Origin of the sequence: Cytobacillus sp. FSL W7-1323 (genome assembly GCF_038595015.1) — a bacterium.
Classification (GTDB): Bacteria; Bacillota; Bacilli; order Bacillales; family Cytobacillaceae; genus Cytobacillus; species Cytobacillus kochii.
Genome location: NZ_CP151998.1, coordinates 2,664,853 through 2,685,808, shown reverse-complemented (window position 1 = coordinate 2,685,808; position 20,956 = coordinate 2,664,853). Strand labels below are relative to the sequence as shown.

Sequence of the window (20,956 nt, the reverse complement as noted above, 5' to 3'; positions counted from 1 at the left end):
CTTTTTTGCTGATTTAAATAATGCGGAAAAAATAACTATATAACTTGTGTTAAAGCTATTCATTAACGATTTATCATGAGTTAAAAATGATGGCATGGTTTTTGCATCTATATTAATAAAGCAAACAAAGGAGTGATCTTATGTTCACAGTTCAAAACCAAGAAATCGATCAAATCGTGCAGATGGTTCACCAATTTGTCGAGAAGGAAGTAGAGCCTTTAGCACAACAAATTGAAGATGAGGACCGTATACCAGATTCTTTGGTTCAGCAAGTGAAGGAACTTGGATTATTTGGGATGAGTATACCAGAAGAGTATGGGGGTATTGGTCTTGGCATGGTTGGGAAAACCGCTGTATTAGAACAATTAGGTCGCACGCATAATGGTTTTGTTAGTTTAATTAGTGCACACACAGGTATTGGTAGTACAGGTTTAGTAAGGCTTGGCTCTCCTTACTTGAAAGAAAAATACTTACCTGCTTTAGCATCAGGAGAAAAAATTGCTTGTTTTGCCCTTTCAGAGCCTGGGGCAGGTTCTGATGCTACTAATCTTGCGACAAAAGCAGAAAAAAAGGGAGATAAGTGGATTCTTAATGGGTCAAAACATTTCATCACGAATGCGCCTGTAGCAGATGTATTTACGGTCTTTGCTGTTACAGATAAAGACAAAGGCGCAAAGGGGATTACTGCCTTCTTAATAGAAAAAGATTTTCCTGGATTTACAGTAGGAAAAAAGGATAAAAAAATGGGTTTAAAAGGTTCATATACTGCACAATTATTATTTGATCAATGTGAAGTGCCAGAAGAAAATGTTATAGGAGAAGTGGGTCTCGGATATGTAGCTGCACTAACTATTTTAAGTGAAGGACGGATTGGGTTAGCGGCAAGGGCAGTTGGATCTTGTGATAAACTCATTGAATTATCAGCGAAATATGCGAATGAACGTATTCAGTTCGGTAAACCAATTGCAAAGAATCAAGCAATACAATGGATGTTAGCTGATATGGCAACAGAAACAGAAGCAGCAAGAACATTAACATTAAAAGCCGCCCATTTAGTCGATCAAGGCAAGAAAGTTGTGAAAGAATCCTCAATGGCTAAACTTTACGCGTCTGAAGTGTTTAATCGAGTGGCTGACAAAGCAGTGCAAATTCATGGTGGCATGGGCTACGTCGCTGATTATCCTGTTGAAAGGTATTATCGTGATGCAAGAATAACGAAAATCTATGAAGGCACAAATGAAATCCAACGGCTAATTATCGCAAGAGATATATTAAAAGACTATATGTGACACATAAAGGAGGAATGTGTCTTGAGTAATCTCTCATTAAAAAGAGTATGGGAAAAATATTATGAAGATCGGTTACCAAATTTCCACATACCTCATATTGGCCTATATGAAATGCTAAAGGAAACTGCGCAGTCTTATCGAGATCATGTGGCTATCATTTTTAATTACGAAACACTTACCTATGAGGAACTGAAGAAACGAACGGACGCACTTGCTTCGTATTGGCAGAGTTGTGGGTTAAAAAAAGGGGATAGAATCGGGTTATGGCTCGGAAACCATCCAGATTATATCACTGCCTATTATGCTAGTCTTGCACTGGGTCTTATCATCGTGCCAATTAACCCAGCCTATACACCAAGAGAGGTATTGCAAGTGTTTCATGATACAGCATTACGCGCACTAGTGGTTGGTGAAAAATCAGTCACTGCACTGCAGAAAATTAGAGAAGTGTATGATTTAGAACATATTATGTATGCCACAAATGTCAGTATTAATAGGGAAGTATCTTCAATCGTTCATCATATGATAGATATTTTTAAAAATGGAAGTATCAAATTTACTGAAGCGTCTATAGATCCTAAAAACGATTTAGCCATTATACAATACACAGGCGGAACAACGGGAACGATAAAAGGAGCCATGCTTACACATCATAATTTAATTGCGAATGTTTACCAAAGTTATGTGATGTATCGACAAAAAGTGGCTTTTGGAAATGAAACGATATTAGCGGCAACCCCGCTTTATCATGTGTATGCGATGACAAGTGCTATGAATGTAGGCATCTTTTTAGGAGCGCGAATCTTGCTCTTTGAAAGATTTGACGTTGATGAGGTTTTAAATCAAGTGAAGAAATATGCACCAACCATGTTTCCAGGTGTCCCTAAAATGTATCTCTCTTTTATCCATCATCCAAATGTACGATTCGCAGGACTAAACTCTCTTAAAATATGTTCATCCGGTTCAGCGCCATTGCCAGTAGAGGTTATTAAACAATTCAAGCAATTAACTGGTTGTACCATCTTAGAAGGGTTTGGTATGTCGGAAACATCTCCAACGACTCACCGTACGCCAATAAATGGCACACATAAACATGGGAGCATCGGTATTCCTGTTCCTGATGTAGATTGTCGTATCGTTGATCAAAAACAGGAGGATTTGGGGATCAATCAGGTCGGTGAATTGGTCATTAAAGGTCCACAAGTGATGAAGGGTTATTGGAACAATGAGAAAGATACAGCCTCTACGTTACAAGATGGCTGGTTGTTTACAGGTGATTTAGCCACAGTAGACGAAGATGGGTATTTCTATATTGTCGGTCGTAAAAAAGAAATGATTCTTTTCTCGGGGTTTAATATTTATCCTCAAGAAGTGGAAAATGTCCTTTATGAACATCAAGGTATTGCTGAAGTTGCCGTAGTCGGTATCCCTGATTCTGAAAATGGAGAGATTCCGAAAGCATTTCTTGTCGCTAAAGAAGGTTATACGCTTCATCTTGAAGAAATTAAAGCATTTTGTTATACGAAACTAACACCTTATAAAGTACCGAGAGTTTTCGAAGAAAGAAGTCATCTACCAAGAAATGGTGTTGGTAAATTATTGAAAAGATTACTTGTGAAAGAAGAATTAGAAAGGAGAAATAAACGAGAATGACAAATATAAAAAAAGTTGGTGTGATTGGAGCGGGAGCAATGGGTGCACAAATTGCTGTTGTAGCAGCGCTTCATCAATATGATGTCGTGTTACAAGATATATCTAACGATCGTTTAATAAAAGCGAAAGAAGTGTTAGAAACACAGTTAGAAAAGAGGGTGAGAAAAGGAAGATTTTCGCGTGATGAGGTGGATAAAGCTTTCGAACATTTATCATTTACTACTGAAATTAATCAGTTACATGATGTAGATATTATCATAGAAGCTATTATTGAAGATTTAGAGGCAAAACAAACATTATTTCAATCCTTAGAAAAGATTGTCTCGGAAAATTGTATCATTGCGACGAATAGCTCCACTATAGTGAGTTCTAAATTGATAGATAAGTTAACCTATCAAAATCGTGTATGTAATATCCATTTCTTTAACCCCGTACTTGTGATGGAGCTTGTCGAAGTTGTTCAAGGTCCGCATACTTCAAAGGAAGTTGCACAGCAAGCGATGACATTCATTCAAAGTATCGGAAAAAAACCAGTACTTCTACAAAAAGAAATTTCAGGTTTCATCGCCAATCGTATCTTAGCGAGACTCATGGATGAGGCGATTTATTTATATGAACATGGATATGCCAGTTATGAAGAAATCGATTTCGTAGTCGAAAAGGCTTTAGGTCATCCTATTGGCCCATTTGCATTAATGGATTTAACTGGTCTTGATGTGAATTATGCTGTAAGGAAGCAAAGATATGCAGAAACAGGGCTAGAGGTGGATCGCCCGAAACAGTCGGTAGTAGAAAAAGTGGAAAAAGGTGAATTAGGTAGAAAAACAGGTAAAGGATGGTACGCATACGATCAACATGGTAAGAAAATAGAGAATATTCAAAAATAAAGGGAGGCCGATGATATGAGTTATACAGTAAGTGAAGATATCGAAGTGTTGAAAAAAGGTGTTAGAGAGTTTGTGCAAAATGAAGTGGAAGCGGTTGCGATGCAGATCGAAAAAGAGGATCACATCCCAGATAAAATTGTAGAAATGGCAAAAGAGCTCGGCTTATTTGGTTTAAGTATTCCAGAAGAATATGGTGGGTTAGGCATTGGGATGGTAGGCAAATGTGCATTGTATGAAGAAATTGGTGCCACGCATAATGGATTCACAACTTTGATTGGTGGTCATACGGGTATCGGATCAGTGGGCATTGTGGAAATGGGAAATGAATATCAAAAACAGAAGTACTTACCTGATATGGCTACAGGAAAGAAAATAGGCGCCTTCGCATTAACAGAGCCTCAGGCTGGTTCGAATGCCACTAATTTAAAAACGACGGCAGTACGTAAAGGCGATAAATATATTTTAAATGGGTTAAAACACTATATTACAAATGCACCTCAAGCAGATGTTTTTACGGTTATGGCTGTCACAGATCCATCTAAAGGTGCAAAAGGGATTACTTCTTTTATTGTAGAAAAAAGTTTTCCTGGTTTTCAAGTAGGAGCGATTGAACATAAAATGGGCCTTCGTGGTTCACATTCAGCAGAAATAATTATGGAAGACTGTGAAGTCCCAGTAGAAAATGTCCTGGGTGAAGAAGGGAGAGGCTATGTGAATGCATTAACGATTCTTGCCAACGGACGTGCAGGTTTGGCCGCCAGAAACTTAGGTTCCGCCCAAAAATTATTAGATCTTTCAATGACGTATGCAAAAGAACGGGTGCAGTTCAATGTGCCAATTATTGAGCATCAGGCCGTTGCTCATATGTTAGCGGAAATGGCTGTCGATATAGAAGCATTACGATCTTTTACGTACCGAGTAGCTACGATGGTTGATGAAGGGAAGAAAGTAATTAAGGAAGCAGCGATGATTAAATTATTCGGCTCAGAGGTATATAACCGTGTGGCTGATAAAGCCGTACAAGTCCATGGCGGGATTGGATACATTTCAGATTTTCCTATTGAACGGTTTTATCGTGATGCGAGAATTACGAGGATTTATGAAGGAACATCAGAAATCCAAAAAAATATCATCGCTGCTCAATTAAATAAAGAATATAACTAAGGGGGGAAGAAAATGGACCTAAACAAAATCGTCATTGTAGATGGCGTAAGAACAGCGATTGGAAGGTATGGAGGAACATTACGTAATATATCTTCTAGCTACTTAGCATCCGATGTTATATCTGGCTTACTTAAACGTGTCAATGTGAGCCCATCGACTATTGAAGAAGTCGTATTAGGAGAAGTGAGACAATCTTCGCAATCATCCAACGTGGCAAGAGTAGCTGCTTTAAGAGCAGGCATTCCTGAAACTTCCCCCGCTTTTACTGTGAATCGATTATGTGCATCAGGGATGCAAGCCATCGCTTCAGGTATGCAACAAATCTATTCCAAACAGGCAAATGTTGTTATCGCAGGTGGTACGGAAAGTATGAGTAATTCCCCCATTTTTATTAGAGGCTCACGCTTTGGAGGTGACCAAACAATACTAGTGGATGCCAATAAAGAGAATGGTCAACAACCGCAAGAAATTTATGGCGCTCATTTAGGGATGGGGATGACAGCAGAAAATGTTGCCGAGCGATACAATATTGCTAGGGAAGATCAAGACCAGTTTGCATATGAAAGTCAGCAAAAGTATAAAAGGGCGCAAGAAATGAACGCATTTCAACAAGAAATCATCCCAGTAACAATACAAAACAAAAGAGAACAAATCACTTTCGCTCAGGACGAACATCCAAGACCGGAGACAAAACGAGAAAAGCTTGCCAGCTTAAAGCCGGTATTTAAAGAAGGTGGTAGCGTAACTGCAGGAAATGCGTGTGGAAGAAATGATGGCGCCTCAGCACTCTTGCTTATGACAGCACAAGAAGCTGATAAAAGGGGATTATCAGCAAGAGCAATGATTCATGATTGGACATCTGTCGGTGTTTCACCTGAAGTCATGGGGATTGGACCTGTACCGGCAATACGGAAGTTATTGGCAAGAACAAAGCTTAGTATCGCAGACATAGATTTATTTGAAATAAATGAAGCGTTCGCTTCTCAAGCCATTGCAGTACAAAGAGAGTTGATGCTACCACCTGAACGAATAAATATTAATGGCGGAGCAATTGCTCTCGGACATCCACTTGGATCAACCGGATCTAGAATTGTCGTTACTTTAATGCATGCACTAGCAAAAAAGAAGGGAAGATTTGGCATTGCCTCTCTCTGTGTCGGTGGCGGCCAAGGAATGGCTATGTTGATTGAAAACCTTCAAAAATAAGAAGGAGGAAATCTGATGTATGAAAACATTATTGTAAAAAAAGAAGGTCAACTTGCCTATATATATATTAATCTACCAGAAGTAAGAAATAGATTAAGTAAAGAAACGCTTAGTGAGATAAGGGATGCTCTTGTAGAAATTAAACATGATGGAGTGTCCCAGCTTGTTGTATTTACAGGAGAAGGAGACAAGGCATTTGCAGCAGGTGCAGACATTACCCAACTAAATGAGAAGGAAATGTTAGATGTTTTTGCAACAGGTAGTATGCAAGAAATTTATGATGAAATTGAAGCTTATGACATGCCGACAATTGCCATGATTAATGGTCTTGCTCTTGGTGGAGGATGTGAACTGGCATTAGCATGTGATATACGAGTGATGGCGGATCATGCCAAGATTGGTTTGCCAGAATTAAATTTGTCAATTATCCCAGGTGCAGGTGGTACGCAAAGGCTATCGCGAATTGTTGGAAAAGGAAAGGCGTTAGAAATGATTCTATTAGGAAAATTTCTTTCTGCTGAGGAAGCAATGACACATGGCTTAGTAACAGAAGTTGTCCCATTGCAATTTTTGAAGGATAAAGTAGATGAGATAGCAGAGCAAATTTTAGCTAAAGGTCCATTAGCGGTTAAGCTCGCTAAAATGGCTGTACAATATGGTGCAGAAACCGATCAAAAAACAGGACAAATAATTGAGAAATTAGCACAAGCAGTTTTATTTGCAACAGCGGATAAAAAGGAAGGAACAAAGGCCTTTATGGAGAAAAGAAAACCTGTTTTCACTTCAAAATAAACGCACTCATCCTGCCGGGGGTCAAATCCCTGGCAGGATGAAATAAATGATTTTCTTGGCTTAATCGGGTTGTTTAATAAACTTTATCACCATTAAAGATTGAGTTTTTTACTACTACATAATCTACATTGCGGATACTCTCAAGCCTATTTCCACCAGCATAAGAAATAGAAGATTGTAAATCTTGTTCCATTTCTTTTAATGTATCCACAAGAGAACCTTTATGCTCGACGTACATTTTTTTGCCTTCAACATTTTTACGTTCGCCTTTTTGGAATTCAGAGGCTGAACCGAAATATTCTTTGTAGAGCTTACCATCTTTTTCAATTGTTTCACCAGGTGATTCTTCATGACCAGCAAACAATGAACCGATCATGACCATTGATGCGCCAAAACGGATAGACTTTGCAATATCGCCATGTGTTCTAATCCCACCATCAGCAATAATAGGTTTGCTTGCTGCTTTTGCGCACCAACGAAGTGCAGCTAATTGCCAGCCACCTGTACCAAAACCAGTTTTTATCTTTGTGATACAAACTTTTCCTGGCCCAATGCCTACTTTTGTTGCGTCTGCACCGGCATTCTCTAATTCGCGGACAGCTTCAGGTGTACCTACATTACCAGCAATAACAAAAGCATCAGGCAAATGTAATTTAATATGTTGAATCATTTGAATGACTGCATTGGAATGCCCGTGAGCAATATCGATTGTAATATAATCAGGTACAATTTTTTCATAAGCTAATTCTTCAATAAAACCATATTCTTCTTCTTTTACACCAACACTAATAGAAGCAATGAGTTCACGTGCATGCATATCCTTAATAAAGTTTTTACGCGTCTCAGGTTGGAAGCGGTGCATGACATAAAAATAACCGTTTTCAGCAAGATAAGTAGCAATTTTTTCATCGATAATTGTTTGCATATTTGCAGGGACAACTGGGAGTTTGAATTTATGTTTTCCGAGCGTTACAGCTGTATCACACTCAGAACGACTAGTCACAATACATTTAGCAGGAATTAATTGAATGTCTTCATAATCAAATACGTTTTCCATAGCTAGCACCTCAAAATACGAATATTATATTGGGTTAACATATTAATTGTTCGCCCATTACGTAATTTACATCATTTTATCCAACTTGTCAAAGGTTATCTCTAGAAAAAAGCTAAATGTTAGAATTTATTAAAATTTTAGAAGTCAAGGGAAGAGACAGGAAGATAAACAAATAGAATTATTTTTAATAATAATAATCGTAGTAGCCACTTATACTAGGAGAATATATATTAAATAGTATGATAATAACGATTTTTTTGATAATATATATAAAATGGAAAATCATTTCATCTCAGATTCCCGTCCATTTTACAAAAGAGAATGAAGGTGGCGAAGGAAATGGAAGCGGTTTCAAAAGGTCAACTTTTATGGCAACCGAGCGAAAGGGAGATAGAGAAAGCAGGGGTAACAAAATTTCTTCATTGGATCAGAAACGAAAAGAAGCTCGAATTAAATGATGTCCATCATTTGTGGAAATGGTCAGTTGATGAATTAGAATTATTCTGGGGATATGTATGGGAATATTGTCAAATCATTTCATATACGCCATACTCACATGTTTTACAATCTCGAAAAATGCCAGGAACTAGATGGTTTGAAGGCTCCTCATTGAATTATGCTGAGCATGTGTTCAGAAATGATAGAGGTGATGAAACAGCACTTATTTTCCGATCAGAAATGGAAGATATAAAGGAAATTTCCTGGAAAGAATTAAGGGGAAAAACGGCTTCACTAGCAGGTTATTTAAAAGAGATAGGTGTAAAAAAAGGAGATCGTATCGTTGGTTATATGCCTAATATTCCTGAGACGATTATTGCTTTTTTAGCATGTGCGAGTATTGGAGCAGTATGGTCTTGTTGTTCACCTGATTTCGGTATGGAAAGTGTGGTGGAACGGTTCAAACAGATTGAGCCGAATGTACTCATTGCAGTGGACGGTTATGTATATAATGGCAAAACATCAGACCGAGTTGATCAAGTGGCTCACTTACAGAATGCACTACCAACTTTGAAGCGAACCGTGTTGTTTAAGAGCATAAATAGTGATTATAAACGGTTAAATCCACAGAAAACGATCGACTGGCAAGAAGTAATGAAAAGAAAGAGTGAACTTGTTTTCGAACCAGTGCCTTTTAATCATCCTTTATGGATTTTATTTTCATCTGGAACGACAGGACTGCCTAAACCAATTGTACACAGTCAAGGAGGCATTGTACTTGAACATTTAAAAGTATTAGTCATTGAAGAAGGGGTTACAAACGAAGATGTATTTTTTTGGTTTACGACAACGGGTTGGATGATGTGGAATTTACTTGTTGGTGCCCTTTTAACAGGTGGAAAGATTGTTTTATATGATGGTAGCCCAATGTACCCAAAACCCGATGTTTTATGGGAATTAGCCGAAAAAACAAAAGTAAGTTTCTTTGGAACGAGTGCTGCTTTTATACAGGCAAGTTTAAAATTAGGAATTAAACCGAAAGAAAAGTATACATTCCCCCATTTAAAAGCCATTTGTTCCACAGGATCTCCCCTAAGCATAGACGGTTTTAAATGGGTATATAACGAGGTTAAACAGGATGTATGGTTAGCCTCCGTAAGTGGAGGTACAGATGTATGCACAGCTTTTATTGGAGGGTCCCCCGTTTTGCCCGTTCGTGCTGGAGAAATTCAAACAAAGGCTTTAGGAGTAAACGCTCAAGCTTTTAATGACGATGGAAAGCTCGTACTTAATGAGGTAGGGGAATTAGTGATTCTTAATCCAATGCCATCGATGCCAATTTATTTTTGGAATGATGAAGGTGACAAGCGTTACAAAGAAAGTTATTTTAGTACTTTTCCGGGAATTTGGCGTCATGGAGATTGGATTCAGTTTGATGATAAAGGGAGATCCATTATCTTTGGCAGGTCAGACTCAACCATTAATAAACAAGGCGTTCGCATAGGTACTAGTGAAATTTATCGAGCAGTCGAAAGTATAGAGATTGTAAGCGATAGCTTAGTAGTTGATTTAGAAGCACTAGAAGAAGATTCATATATGGCTTTATTTGTAGTGTTAAAGCAAGATCAACTACTCGAAGATGGACTCATTTCACATATTAAAGATGTCATACGACAACAAGTTTCACCACGGTTTGTTCCAAATGAAATTATTGCTGTGGAGCAGGTGCCGAGAACGTTGACCGGTAAGAAGATGGAAGTACCGATTAAAAGGATATTATTAGGTCATCAGCCAGAAAAAGTGATTAATGTTGGTTCAATGGCTAATCCAGAAATACTTAAAACGTATATTGAGTTTGCTCATAAAAGAAGGGCAATCAATCATTAGGTTTTCATTTGGTGAAAGGAATGGATAGTACTTTTCTTTCACCATTTTTATCAATATTGTTCAGAGGAAATAGCATACAAAAAGGAGGACTGGCTTAAATTGAAAAAAATTAAAACAAGTATTGTTGTTCGTGAGAGTGATATAGATGAACTTGGTCATATGAACTATTTGAAATATTTCAACTACTTCGAATGTGGTATTGATGACTGGTTTTTAGCGCTTGGTCTAACGAATCAATATTTACAATCAAGACATATCGGTTGCGTTGTAAAGAAAGTGGAAAGTGAGTATATAAAAGAGGCATTAGTGGGAGAACTGTTAGAGATTACGACAACATTAAAGAGAGTTGGTCATACGAGTTTTGTCATTTCTCAACAAATGGCAACTAGAGATCAAAAAATCATAGCAACAAGTGAAAAAGTTTTTGTTATGTTCCATTTGCAAACAAGAAAAGCAATTCCAGTAATCAAAACGATTACCTCTGCCTGTTAGTGAATTATTTATGTGTCACTTTGTTTTTCAAGTTCTAACTCAAAATCACATAAAGCGGTTACTGCAAAACTAACGAGCATAATAATCCATAGCTCTGCACCATTGAGGGTTTGTGATTGATAACATTCTGTTAATAAAAAAGTAATTCCACCAATTGATAATACAGTGAAAATACTTCCTGCAATATAAAAGATGACTGTTTCACTAGATGGCTTTGCCATGATCCATACTCCTCTAAATTTTAATCACTTCGTTATAATTGAATCAAAACAATAGTAATATATTGCATTTTTCATATTGTAACATGTAACCGGACTATATGGAGTTATTTTATTTACCTATTTTAAAAATAATGATTTCTTTAATTAATGATACAATGGTCACAGAATAGTCATAAAAATAGTAAGAAATGCATACGTAAACATCTATAGTTATACAGGAACTTTAGATATACTGGAAGTATCATTTTATTTCCAATCGTTGGGTGATGATATAGTCAATAGGAAAAAGATAAACAGAAAAAAGCCGTTTCTTATCAAGAAACGGAAAATGAGACTATGGATGAGGATAATCTTGCAAAATACAATATATAGTGATTAGTGAAGTTGAATTTAACTATATATTGTTATTTCGATTCTAGCATACATGAACAATTTCAGCAATTATCATTTGCTAGAAAAAATGATTGATTTTCTTATTATTTTTTGTATGATTGAAAGATAAAAAGACTTTTTGTTAGTGGAAAGGAGAGAGGTATTGAATATTACTGATTTATTAAGTGAAGAATCAATTCTTCTCTCACTTGAGGAAGTGACAAAAGTAGAAGCGATTACTGCGTTAGTCGATACGCTGTACAATGATGGTGGTATAAAGGAAAAAGGGCTTTTCCTTGCTGATGTGCTTAAACGAGAAGCGCAAAGTACTACAGGTATAGGCAACGGCGTTGCGATTCCACATGCAAAATCTAGGGCAGTCACACAAGTTGGTATTGCTTTAGCAAGGAGTCATGGAGGGATAGAGTTTAACTCTTTAGATGGTGAAAAAGCCCATCTTATCTTCCTTATTGCTGTTCCGGAAAACGCCGATGAACTTCATTTGGATATATTAGCTAAGTTATCAACCATTTTAATGAACAAAGAAACTCATTTCAAACTAATGACGGCAGAGTCAAAGAGTGATTTACTCTCGATTATTAGTGAATTGGATAAAGATGATACTAGAAATGAAACTTATGAAACGAATGAAGAGACTCCATTTATTTTAGCAGTTACAGGTTGTCCAACAGGGATTGCTCATACTTATATGGCGGCTCATTCCTTAGAGTCAGCTGCCGCCACTTTGCATATTCCTCTAAAAGTCGAAACAAATGGCGCTGCTGGGGTTAAGCAACATATTACAAAAGCTGAAATAGAAAAAGCAACTGCCATTATTATTGCAGCCGATACAAAAGTAGAGTTGGAGCGATTTAGTGGCAAACATATGGTGCAAGCCTCTGTTGCAGATGGTATGAGTAAACCTTTTCAGTTATTAGAAAAAGCTGTTTCACAAGATTGTGACATATATGACCATAATCATGTAAATAAAAATAGTAAAACTTGGTCAAGAGAGCTTTATCAACATGTGATGAATGGGTTATCTAATATGCTCCCCCTTGCCATTGCAGCTGGATTTTTATTGTCATTAACGATTTTTAGTTCAGATTTCCGTCATCAATTTTGGGAGATTCTCTCTTTTTTCGGTGATCAAACAATTATTGTTTTATTAATGCCTATATTTGCTGGCTATATTGGTAAAAGCATTAGTGATCGCCCAGGATTTGCGCCAGGAGCAATTGGTGGTTTATTCGCTGCAATGAATGGTTCAGGCTTGATTGGTGGGATATGTGCAGGTTTAATCGGTGGGTTCATTATTAATCGTTTAAAGAAATGGACGAATTATTTACCATCCTCTATCACAGCGATGTCGAACATTATCATTTATCCTGTCATCGGCATTTTGATGACTTTATTGGCGATGTTTGTATTATTACAACCATTAACCTGGTTAACACAATTCATTACAACATTATTCCAAACGATGACGACACCTTTGTCTATCTTGATTGGTGCGATGTTCGGACTATTAATGGCCATTGACCTAGGTGGTCCTATTAATAAAATGACTTATTTGGTTGGTATTGGATTTATGTTAAATGGTGTATACGAACCATTAGCTGCTATTATGGTTGGTGGAATGGTTCCTCCACTTGCCATTGCTTTTGCGACGAGTATTTTTTATTGGAAGTTCTCTAAAAATGAACGTTTATATTATCGTACAAATTATGTAAAAGGGTTTTTGTTTATGACTGAAGGAGCGATCCCTTTTGTCGAGCGGAATAAGAAGGCATATATACCACCAATTCTCCTTGGTTCTGCAACTGCGGGTGCGTTGTCGATGGCAACACATACAGGGATTGCGATTCCTCATGGAGGAGTATTAGTTACACCTTTTGTGTTCGGTTCTTCTCTTTCCTTTTTGTTGGCCATTGCGGTAGGTAGTCTTTTTGCTGCACTGTTGCTAGGAACCATCAAAAGAAAACCTAATGTAGAATAGGTGGATAGGCTCAATTTTTAAAAACAGAACATGTGTTCTTATATTTTTGTGAAAATATGTTATAATGGAAGAGCGATAGTGTTCACAAGGGTGGTCGGCTAACCCCGTAGAAAGGGGGTGAGGCCTTTTGACAGTATTTGAATCTCTAATGTTGATGATTTCATTTACAACACTGATTATGGCGGTCTTAGCTTTTAATCATAAAAAATAGACCCCCCTTGAGCCTTTAAACTTTTAGGGTGAGGTCTACGTCAAACTTATTTGGCCGTCCCCTTTTAGGACGAACCTATTGCAGATGGCCACAGGTGCTGCAACACTTGTGGTCATTTTTATACGAAATATATAATAAAATCATATCATATGAGTGTTCAGTTGTCACGGGTTTATCTTCTGTGTTCCTTATGATTTCGGCTTAATTGCTAAGAAGGTTGCTAATGCAGCTATCAGTAAAATAAGACTAAAGATATAGAACATCCAATTTTCTGCATGCTTTAACAATAATGCCGTAATAGGTGGTCCTGCTGCGACACCAATAAAACGCATAGAGCTATAAATAGAAGATATCGTCCCTCTTTGCTCTTTTTCAATGCCTTCAGTAATCATTGCATCCAAACAGGGCAACGCCGCTCCGATACCAATTCCGCATAACAGAAACAGCATAATCATAAACCAGAGCTGGTCATTTAAGCTTAGTAATGCTACAGAGATCATTGCTCCTAAACAACTGACAAATATCATCCACTTCATCAATATTTTGTTTTGCTTAATTAACTTTCCTGTAATATAGGAAGATGCACAGAGTGAACATAAAGGTAATGCGAGGAGCAGACCTTTTTTTATATTTTTTATATGATAGCTTTTCTCTAATAAATCGGATAAATAAAATAATATCCCGAATAGAACAAGCATGAGGATTGCACCAATAAGAAAAATGGCATATAACCATTTTCCTTTTTGTGTAAATATGTCTTTTATATGCTGAAAAAACTCCTTAAAAGGAATAGGTTCTTCTCGCTTATTGGGTGTTTTTACGAGAAAAAGCATTAAGATAATCGAACATAAACAAAAAACAGGAATTGAAAAGAAAGGTAAAAACCAAATTACTCCGGCAAGCAAAGCTCCTAAAATGGGACTTAATACTTTTCCGAAAGTATTGGAGGTCTCGATTAAACCTAACGAACTACTTACATCATCATCATTTTTAAACATATCACCAACTAATGGCATGACTATTGGTTGAGCTCCGGCAGCTCCTACCCCTTGAAGGGCTCTTCCAATCAAGATGACCATATAGGGATTTTCCAACTTCCATGCAGCCCAACCAGAAACAATTCCACCAATTCCTGCAATCAACAGACTAGGGATAATGACTTTTTTTCTTCCAATATGGTCAGAAAGATAACCGGCAATCGGGATGAGAAAGATGGCGACAATGGAATATATTGTGATAATCATACTTACTTGGAAAGAATTAATTGATAGTTTTTTTTCCATAACTGGTAAGACAGGTATGAGCATAGAATTTCCAAGGGTCATGACAAGCGGAATGGAAGAAATAGATAAAATAGCCCATTTTTGGTTATTCTTTTTATTTTGTTTTTTATTTTTACTCGTCTTTTTTTGTATGGCTTGTTCAATATGGTCCATGGTTAACTCACTTTCAATTGTTTTTACCCTCACAAACACTATTTATTAATATAAACGAAATGAACAGAAAGTATGGCTACAATTTTGTTTTTTCCTAACTAGTAAAAATTAGTAATAAAAGCTAAAATGAAAGGTAGATAAAGGGGGCAGGAAATTGAGAATTGTATCTTTAAGTAAAGGTAAACCTAGAGATTATCAATGGAAAGAAAAGCATGAAACATCTGCTATCGGTAAAACACCTGTAAAAGAACTCTTTTTAAAAAAAGATGCGATTGAAGGCGACGGAGTAGCTAATACAGATTTTCATGGTGGGATTGACAGAGCATTATGTCTTTATCCGTACGAACATTATGAAAAATGGCAAAAGGCATTTAACCGTACTTTTATGCTTCCTTCTTTTGGTGAAAATATTAGTACAACAAATATGACTGAGAAGGAAATATATATTGGTGATGTGTTTGCAATTGGTGAAACGATTGTTGAAGTGACACAAGGGAGAGTTCCTTGTTCAACCATCTCAAAATTTAATGGTGAAGATCAATTATTAAAAAAGGTTTTTCAGACGAATCATACAGGTTATTTTTTCCGTGTGTTAAAAGAGGGAACGATTGACCTTCAGTCAGAAATTCAATTAGTCGAAAGAAAGCAATCGGAACTGTCTGTATGGGATGCGACTGATATTATACTACATAAACTAAAAGATATTGTAGCAATGGAAAAATTGTTGAATGTATCTGGGTTATCGCAAGAGTGGACAGAAATATTAGAAAAAAGATTAAAAATTAAACGAAAACCTATTGACAATTAAAAGAATCAGGCATATCATATGTAACAAATAAGACGTAAGCAATGACGAAGAGTAGTATCTTATATATGCTCATTTTAGAGAGCTGATGGTTGGTGGGAATCAGTGGGTGATATAAGTGAATGGACTTCCGAGCTTCCAGACCGAACCTTTTATAACTAGTAGGCTCTGGCGAATGTCTCATCGTTAAAAGAGATAAATACGAATTTGTTATTCGTATTTGTTAAGTGAGTTGTAATTTACAGCTAATAAAGGTGGCACCACGGGTCTCTCGTCCTTTTTAATAAGGAGAGAGGCCCTTTTTCGTTTAATTTCATAAAACAAATCGTTGATCAAGAGTAGTATATTTATCGTTAATCACATAAGAGAGCTGGTGTTGGTGGGAATCCGGTGTGATCGATAAATGGAATGGACTTGTGAGAGGTACCCTGAAAAATGTAAGTAAGGGACACGGGATTCCGCCGTTAAAAGGATAGAGTATCGATTTTGACATCTGTACTTGAAAAAGAGAATGTCCCCATGGACATTCTGAACTTGAGGTGGCACCACGCATCTATATAGATACGTCCTCTATACCTAAAGCTATTGAGCGTTTATGGTATAGGGGATTTTTTGCGTTTAAATTCGATTTATTATTGATAAGGAGAAGTGAGAACATGAATCAGACTTTAGAAACCCTGGTTATTTTAGAAGTCAATGATGGTGATTTATTAACACCAATTGCCATTTATCAAAAGCTTTCAGGTAAAAAGAAATTTTTGTTTGAAAGCTCTTTAAAACATGAAGACGCTGGTAGATTTTCTTTTATCGGCTGCAATCCCGTTTTAGAAGTGCAAGGAAGTGCAAGATCTACGATTATACTCTCAGAAAATGAAAGAGAAGAAGTAAAAAATAAACCGTTAGAAGTAGTCAAAGAGCAAATGAAAAAAATTGGCATTCACAATTCTCAACAATTCCCGTTTATCGGTGGTGCCGTGGGGTTTGCTGGTTATGATGTTATTAGACAATATGAAGAAATAGGAATTGAAATACAGGATGATTTGCAAATTCCCGAAGTACATTTCATGTTCTTTGAAGAAGTGATTGTTTTTGACCATCTAAAGCAAAAATTATTTTTAGTAGGAGTACCAATCGTATCAAATAAAAGGCAACTAGAAGAAAAATTAAGTAAGCGTAAGGCAGAGCTATTTTCTATGGAGCAAAAAACGGGTGAAAAAGCGCGAATCAGTCAATATAGACCACTAATGAGCGAAGATGCATTTATCTCAAAAGTAGAAAAAGCAAAAGAATATATAAAGGCGGGAGATATTTTTCAAGTAGTATTATCCCAGCGGTTACAAGCAGAAATAAGTGGAGATCCTTTTGATTTTTATAGAAAACTCAGAATTGATAACCCTTCTCCATATATGTATTACTTGGACTTTGGTGATTACAAAGTAGCGGGGGCTTCGCCAGAGAGTTTAGTAAAGGTGAATCAGCACAAAGTAATGACCAATCCAATTGCCGGCACAAGGCCTAGAGGGAGAAACAATTTAGAAGATGATTTGTTAGCAAAAGAGCTCAAGCAAGATGAAAAAGAGGTGGCAGAGCATCGAATGCTTCTTGATCTTGGGAGAAATGATTTAGGTAGAGTATGTGAATTTGGGACGATTAGCATTCGGAAATATATGAATATTGAAAAATATAAACATGTGATGCATCTTGTTTCTGAAGTAGAGGGGCAGTTAAAGAATGAATGTACAAATATTGATGCACTTATTTCTTGCCTGCCAGCTGGTACAGTATCAGGTGCACCAAAAATAAGAGCGATGGAAATTATCAATGAATTAGAGGAAACAAAAAGAGGTATCTATTCCGGAGCCATTGGTTATTTATCCACAAACGGTAATATGGATTTTGCTCTTGCTATTCGAACGATGGTAGCAAAGGATGGGAACGCATATATTCAGGCTGGTGCAGGAATTGTTTATGATTCGATTCCTAAAAAAGAATATGAAGAAACGATTCATAAATTAAAGGCATTTCTGGAGGCAAACAAATGATTTTATTAATTGATAATTATGATTCATTTACTTATAACTTGTATCAATATTTAGGAGAACTAGGGCAAACGGTCGTAGTGAAACGAAATAACCAAATAACTGTCGAAGAAATTCGTTTATTAGATCCGACTCATATCATTTTGTCACCTGGCCCTGGGCGCCCAGAGAATGCAGGTATATGTGTGGAATTAATTCAACAATTACATCAAGAATATCCCATTTTAGGTGTTTGTTTAGGTCATCAAGCAATTGGATATGCATTCGGAGGTGAAATCACTGAAGCGAAGAAAATTATGCATGGAAAAACCTCAAACATGATGCATACAGGTGGGGGGGTATTTCAATATATGAGTCAACCGCTGGTAGTGATGAGGTATCACTCATTAGTCATCAAATCAGGTAGCCTTCCAGGGTACTTCAACATTTCAGCACGTTCACTAGAGGACGGCGAAATAATGGCTATTAAGCATGAAGCATTTGATTTATATGGATTTCAATTTCACCCTGAATCGATTGGTACATTACAAGGCCAAAAGATGTTGAGACATTTTATTGAAAACACTAAAAGGAGAGAGAATGATGAAAGAAATTCTGCTGCAATTAACCAATAGCATTTCATTAACAGAAGAAGAAATGATAGAAGCTGTACAATATCTGTTTTCGCCAGATATTACGGATAGTGAAATTGCTGCCTTTCTTGTTAGCTTAAAAGCAAAAGGAGAGACGGTTAATGAAATCGCAACATTTGTAAAAGCATTAAGAGCTCATGCGTTAACCTTTGATACATCTATTCCTCATTTAATGGATAATTGTGGTACTGGAGGAGATGGTTCAAAAAGCTTTAATATTAGTACTACTTCTGCTTTTGTTATAGCTGCAAGCGGTATTCCTGTAGCGAAGCATGGAAATAGGAGCGTATCAAGTAAAACGGGCAGTGCGGATGTCTTGGAACATTTAGGGATTCGTCTTGATTTATCACCACGACAAATTGAAGGAATATTAGAAAAGATTGGCATCGCATTTTTATTTGCACCTAATGTTCATCCGCAAATCAAGAGGATTATGAAAGTAAGACAAGATTTAAGAATTCCGACAACATTCAATCTATTAGGTCCGCTAATTAATCCAATGAATTTAGAAAATCAATTATTAGGCATTTATAAAAGAGATGCTGTTGAAATGTTTGCTGAAGTCCTTCAAAAGCTAGGGCGAAAAAGAGCGGTCGTTATCAATGGAGCAGGGTATATGGACGAAGCTTCTTTACAAGGTGAAAACTATTTAGCTATTTTAAAAGACGGAAACATTCAAACCACTATGCTTCATCCTGAAGAAGTGGGTTTACATGTGTATGCGAATGAAAAAATTCGTGGTGGTTATGCAAAAGAAAATGCAGCAATTTTACTTCGGGTCTTAGAAGGAGAAAAAGGGGCGTATCGAGAAACCGTTGCGCTTAATGCTGGGATAGGTATTTTTGTTGGTGGAAGAACTGAATCAATTAAGGAAGGCGTGCAACTTGCTTTAGAAATCATTGATTCAGGCGCAGCAATGGAAAAGTTAGAGCAACTAAAAACATTAAGTGTTCAATCTACAGAAAAGGTGATATAGACTCATGACAATCTTAGATCGTATCATTTCAGAAAAAAGACGAACTTTATCAAATTTAGCCTATTCCGGAAATAGTCGAAGGAACGGAACTACACGCTCTTTATTAAAACAATTAGAAAAAAATAAACCTGTGATTATCGCTGAATTTAAACGAGCATCTCCTTCTAAAGGAATCATAAATAATCTATTACAACCTGACGAGCAAGCCTGTTTATATGAGCGCTTTGGTGCTGATGCGATGTCTGTTCTGACCGATACCCCATTTTTTAAAGGAAATTTTACAGATTTAACAACTGTTTTTGATGCGGTATCGCTACCTTTATTATGTAAAGACTTTATTATCGATGAAAGGCAAATCGTTTATGCCAAAAATCATGGGGCAACAGTTATTTTATTGATTGTTGCAGCATTAACGAAAGATCAGTTAAAACAACTCTTTCATTTTGCAATCAATGAGGGTCTTGAGGTTTTGGTCGAAGTACACAATAAAGCTGAAGCAGAAAGGGCAATAGAATTAGGAGCTGAAATCATTGGTGTGAATAATCGTGATCTTCATACATTTGGTGTGGATTTGCAGGTAACGGAATCACTCGCTCCACTTATAAAAGAATCAGGAGCGTTCTTAATTAGTGAGAGTGGTTTAAAAACAGGGGAAGATGTAGCAAGAGTAATTAATGCTGGAGCAGACGGTATTTTAGTCGGGGAAGCATTGATGAAATCTGAAAACTTAGAATTATTGATGAGACAAATGAAAAAGACGCAAAATTTGGCTGGTGGATCGAAATGAAAGTGAAAATTTGTGGAATTGTTAGTGAGGAAATTGCACAGCAAGCAATAGTCTATGGGGCTGATGCCCTCGGATTTGTTTTTGCTGTAAGTAAACGTAGAATTTCTACCGAGAAGGCGAAAAAGATTATTAAAGGTTTGCCTATAAATGTATGGAAGGTCGGAGTCTTTGTTGATGAGCCAATAGAATCGCTTCTTCTTATAGCAAAAGAAGTAGGCTTAACACATGTGCAATTACACGGTGATGAATCGAAAACCTATTGCACAGAAATCAAATCCCAAGGTTTTGAGGTAATTAAAGCGATACAAATGAAAAGCGAAAAAGATATCGACCTTATCTATGAATACGATGATGATTACATTCTTGTTGATAGTCCAAGAGGTAAATACCATGGCGGTAATGGAACGAGCTTTGATTGGACATTGCTGCAAGAAATGCAAAGAAAACACCCGAAATTGATCCTCGCTGGCGGTTTAACAGCAGAAAATGTTAAAGTCGCCATTTCACAATCTGCTCCCTTTATGGTTGATGTAAGTTCAGGTGTTGAAATAGATGGAAAAAAAAGTCCGAGTAAAATTAGAAGATTTATAGAAGCAACAAATTAAGAGGAGGA

At 36.8% G+C, this 20,956-nt stretch carries 18 protein-coding genes and 2 other annotated features; of the genes, 15 read left to right on the top strand and 3 right to left on the bottom strand.

Translation table 11 applies throughout. The features are described from left to right. The first annotated feature begins 140 nt into the window (after positions 1-140). From MKX67_RS13560 to MKX67_RS13535, 6 genes are read left to right on the top strand one after another with little or no spacing between them, the layout of a single operon-like run. Positions 141-1,289, top strand: coding sequence for an acyl-CoA dehydrogenase family protein (locus MKX67_RS13560; RefSeq protein ID WP_095372972.1), 1,149 nt, complete (start codon positions 141-143; stop codon positions 1,287-1,289). A gap of 21 nt (positions 1,290-1,310) precedes the next feature. After that, a complete protein-coding gene (locus tag MKX67_RS13555) occupies positions 1,311-2,942 on the top strand; it encodes a long-chain fatty acid--CoA ligase (RefSeq protein ID WP_095372973.1) in 1,632 nt (543 codons plus the stop codon). Then, positions 2,939-3,829 (top strand): 3-hydroxyacyl-CoA dehydrogenase family protein, encoded by an 891-nt coding sequence (locus tag MKX67_RS13550; protein WP_342488321.1) that lies wholly within the window; start codon positions 2,939-2,941, stop codon positions 3,827-3,829. Before MKX67_RS13555 ends, MKX67_RS13550 begins: the two co-directional genes overlap by 4 nt. 15 nt (positions 3,830-3,844) lie before the next feature. Continuing rightward, positions 3,845-4,993, top strand: coding sequence for an acyl-CoA dehydrogenase family protein (locus MKX67_RS13545; protein WP_307313393.1), 1,149 nt, complete (start codon positions 3,845-3,847; stop codon positions 4,991-4,993). Positions 4,994-5,005: 12 nt separating this feature from the next. Then, a complete protein-coding gene (locus tag MKX67_RS13540) occupies positions 5,006-6,199 on the top strand; it encodes a thiolase family protein (RefSeq protein ID WP_095372976.1) in 1,194 nt (397 codons plus the stop codon). A gap of 15 nt (positions 6,200-6,214) precedes the next feature. Next, positions 6,215-6,991 carry an enoyl-CoA hydratase-related protein gene (locus tag MKX67_RS13535; protein ID WP_095372977.1) on the top strand — a complete coding sequence of 259 codons (777 nt, stop codon included), beginning with the start codon at positions 6,215-6,217 and terminating at the stop codon, positions 6,989-6,991. Positions 6,992-7,064: 73 nt separating this feature from the next. Here MKX67_RS13535 and guaC read toward each other — a convergent pair whose 3' ends face one another. Next, positions 7,065-8,048, bottom strand: a complete 984-nt coding sequence (gene guaC, locus MKX67_RS13530) for a GMP reductase (protein ID WP_307313397.1) — start codon at positions 8,046-8,048, stop codon at positions 7,065-7,067. A gap of 339 nt (positions 8,049-8,387) precedes the next feature. Here guaC and MKX67_RS13525 point away from each other — a divergent pair, with 339 nt between their 5' ends. Continuing rightward, complete coding sequence (locus MKX67_RS13525) at positions 8,388-10,373, top strand: acetoacetate--CoA ligase (protein ID WP_322909492.1); 1,986 nt, start codon at positions 8,388-8,390, stop codon at positions 10,371-10,373. 99 nt (positions 10,374-10,472) lie between these two features. Further along, on the top strand, positions 10,473-10,865 hold the full coding sequence (locus MKX67_RS13520; RefSeq protein ID WP_224938462.1) for an acyl-CoA thioesterase: 393 nt from the start codon (positions 10,473-10,475) through the stop codon (positions 10,863-10,865). An 8-nt stretch (positions 10,866-10,873) separates the two neighbouring features. Here the strand turns inward: MKX67_RS13520 and MKX67_RS13515 are convergent, their stop codons facing one another. Further along, positions 10,874-11,086, bottom strand: a complete 213-nt coding sequence (locus tag MKX67_RS13515; RefSeq protein ID WP_095372981.1) for a hypothetical protein — start codon at positions 11,084-11,086, stop codon at positions 10,874-10,876. A gap of 535 nt (positions 11,087-11,621) precedes the next feature. On the opposite strand from MKX67_RS13515, the gene MKX67_RS13510 reads away from it, so the two are divergent. Next, on the top strand, positions 11,622-13,457 hold the full coding sequence (locus MKX67_RS13510; protein ID WP_322909491.1) for a fructose-specific PTS transporter subunit EIIC: 1,836 nt from the start codon (positions 11,622-11,624) through the stop codon (positions 13,455-13,457). Positions 13,458-13,856: 399 nt separating this feature from the next. On the opposite strand, the gene MKX67_RS13505 is transcribed toward MKX67_RS13510, so the two are convergent. After that, the gene (locus tag MKX67_RS13505) at positions 13,857-15,104 is read right to left on the bottom strand and encodes an MFS transporter (RefSeq protein WP_322909490.1); all 1,248 of its coding nucleotides are present in this window, start codon (positions 15,102-15,104) and stop codon (positions 13,857-13,859) included. 154 nt (positions 15,105-15,258) lie between these two features. Here MKX67_RS13505 and MKX67_RS13500 point away from each other — a divergent pair, with 154 nt between their 5' ends. From MKX67_RS13500 to MKX67_RS13475, 6 genes are all read left to right on the top strand, one after another. Continuing rightward, the gene (locus MKX67_RS13500; RefSeq protein WP_341094925.1) at positions 15,259-15,912 is read left to right on the top strand and encodes an MOSC domain-containing protein; all 654 of its coding nucleotides are present in this window, start codon (positions 15,259-15,261) and stop codon (positions 15,910-15,912) included. A 32-nt stretch (positions 15,913-15,944) separates the two neighbouring features. Beyond that, positions 15,945-16,191: a binding site (T-box leader), on the top strand. Between the two features lie 37 nt (positions 16,192-16,228). Then, positions 16,229-16,483, top strand: a binding site (T-box leader). Positions 16,484-16,565: 82 nt separating this feature from the next. Next, positions 16,566-17,951: an anthranilate synthase component I gene (gene trpE, locus MKX67_RS13495; RefSeq protein ID WP_307313405.1), complete on the top strand. Its 1,386-nt coding sequence runs from the start codon at positions 16,566-16,568 to the stop codon at positions 17,949-17,951. Beyond that, positions 17,948-18,562 (top strand): aminodeoxychorismate/anthranilate synthase component II, encoded by a 615-nt coding sequence (locus tag MKX67_RS13490; RefSeq protein ID WP_095372985.1) that lies wholly within the window; start codon positions 17,948-17,950, stop codon positions 18,560-18,562. Before trpE ends, MKX67_RS13490 begins: the two co-directional genes overlap by 4 nt. After that, positions 18,531-19,556, top strand: a complete 1,026-nt coding sequence (gene trpD, locus MKX67_RS13485; protein ID WP_095372986.1) for an anthranilate phosphoribosyltransferase — start codon at positions 18,531-18,533, stop codon at positions 19,554-19,556. The genes MKX67_RS13490 and trpD overlap by 32 nt, the downstream gene beginning before the upstream one ends. Positions 19,557-19,560: 4 nt before the next feature. Then, positions 19,561-20,343 (top strand): indole-3-glycerol phosphate synthase TrpC, encoded by a 783-nt coding sequence (gene trpC, locus MKX67_RS13480; RefSeq protein ID WP_095372987.1) that lies wholly within the window; start codon positions 19,561-19,563, stop codon positions 20,341-20,343. Then, positions 20,340-20,948: a phosphoribosylanthranilate isomerase gene (locus MKX67_RS13475; protein WP_095372988.1), complete on the top strand. Its 609-nt coding sequence runs from the start codon at positions 20,340-20,342 to the stop codon at positions 20,946-20,948. Before trpC ends, MKX67_RS13475 begins: the two co-directional genes overlap by 4 nt. Positions 20,949-20,956: the final 8 nt, after the last annotated feature.

What these genes read in the sequence shown, in the direction of transcription:
- MKX67_RS13560 (WP_095372972.1), top strand. Translation starts at nt 141, where the DNA reads ATGTTCACAGTTCAAAACCAAGAAATCGATCAAATCGTGCAGATGGTT.
- MKX67_RS13550 (WP_342488321.1), top strand. Translation starts at nt 2,939, where the DNA reads ATGACAAATATAAAAAAAGTTGGTGTGATTGGAGCGGGAGCAATGGGT.
- MKX67_RS13545 (WP_307313393.1), top strand. Translation starts at nt 3,845, where the DNA reads ATGAGTTATACAGTAAGTGAAGATATCGAAGTGTTGAAAAAAGGTGTT.
- MKX67_RS13540 (WP_095372976.1), top strand. Translation starts at nt 5,006, where the DNA reads ATGGACCTAAACAAAATCGTCATTGTAGATGGCGTAAGAACAGCGATT.
- MKX67_RS13535 (WP_095372977.1), top strand. Translation starts at nt 6,215, where the DNA reads ATGTATGAAAACATTATTGTAAAAAAAGAAGGTCAACTTGCCTATATA.
- guaC (WP_307313397.1), bottom strand. Translation starts at nt 8,048, where the DNA reads ATGGAAAACGTATTTGATTATGAAGACATTCAATTAATTCCTGCTAAA.
- MKX67_RS13525 (WP_322909492.1), top strand. Translation starts at nt 8,388, where the DNA reads ATGGAAGCGGTTTCAAAAGGTCAACTTTTATGGCAACCGAGCGAAAGG.
- MKX67_RS13515 (WP_095372981.1), bottom strand. Translation starts at nt 11,086, where the DNA reads ATGGCAAAGCCATCTAGTGAAACAGTCATCTTTTATATTGCAGGAAGT.
- MKX67_RS13505 (WP_322909490.1), bottom strand. Translation starts at nt 15,104, where the DNA reads ATGGACCATATTGAACAAGCCATACAAAAAAAGACGAGTAAAAATAAA.
- trpE (WP_307313405.1), top strand. Translation starts at nt 16,566, where the DNA reads ATGAATCAGACTTTAGAAACCCTGGTTATTTTAGAAGTCAATGATGGT.
- MKX67_RS13490 (WP_095372985.1), top strand. Translation starts at nt 17,948, where the DNA reads ATGATTTTATTAATTGATAATTATGATTCATTTACTTATAACTTGTAT.
- trpD (WP_095372986.1), top strand. Translation starts at nt 18,531, where the DNA reads ATGAAAGAAATTCTGCTGCAATTAACCAATAGCATTTCATTAACAGAA.
- trpC (WP_095372987.1), top strand. Translation starts at nt 19,561, where the DNA reads ATGACAATCTTAGATCGTATCATTTCAGAAAAAAGACGAACTTTATCA.
- MKX67_RS13475 (WP_095372988.1), top strand. Translation starts at nt 20,340, where the DNA reads ATGAAAGTGAAAATTTGTGGAATTGTTAGTGAGGAAATTGCACAGCAA.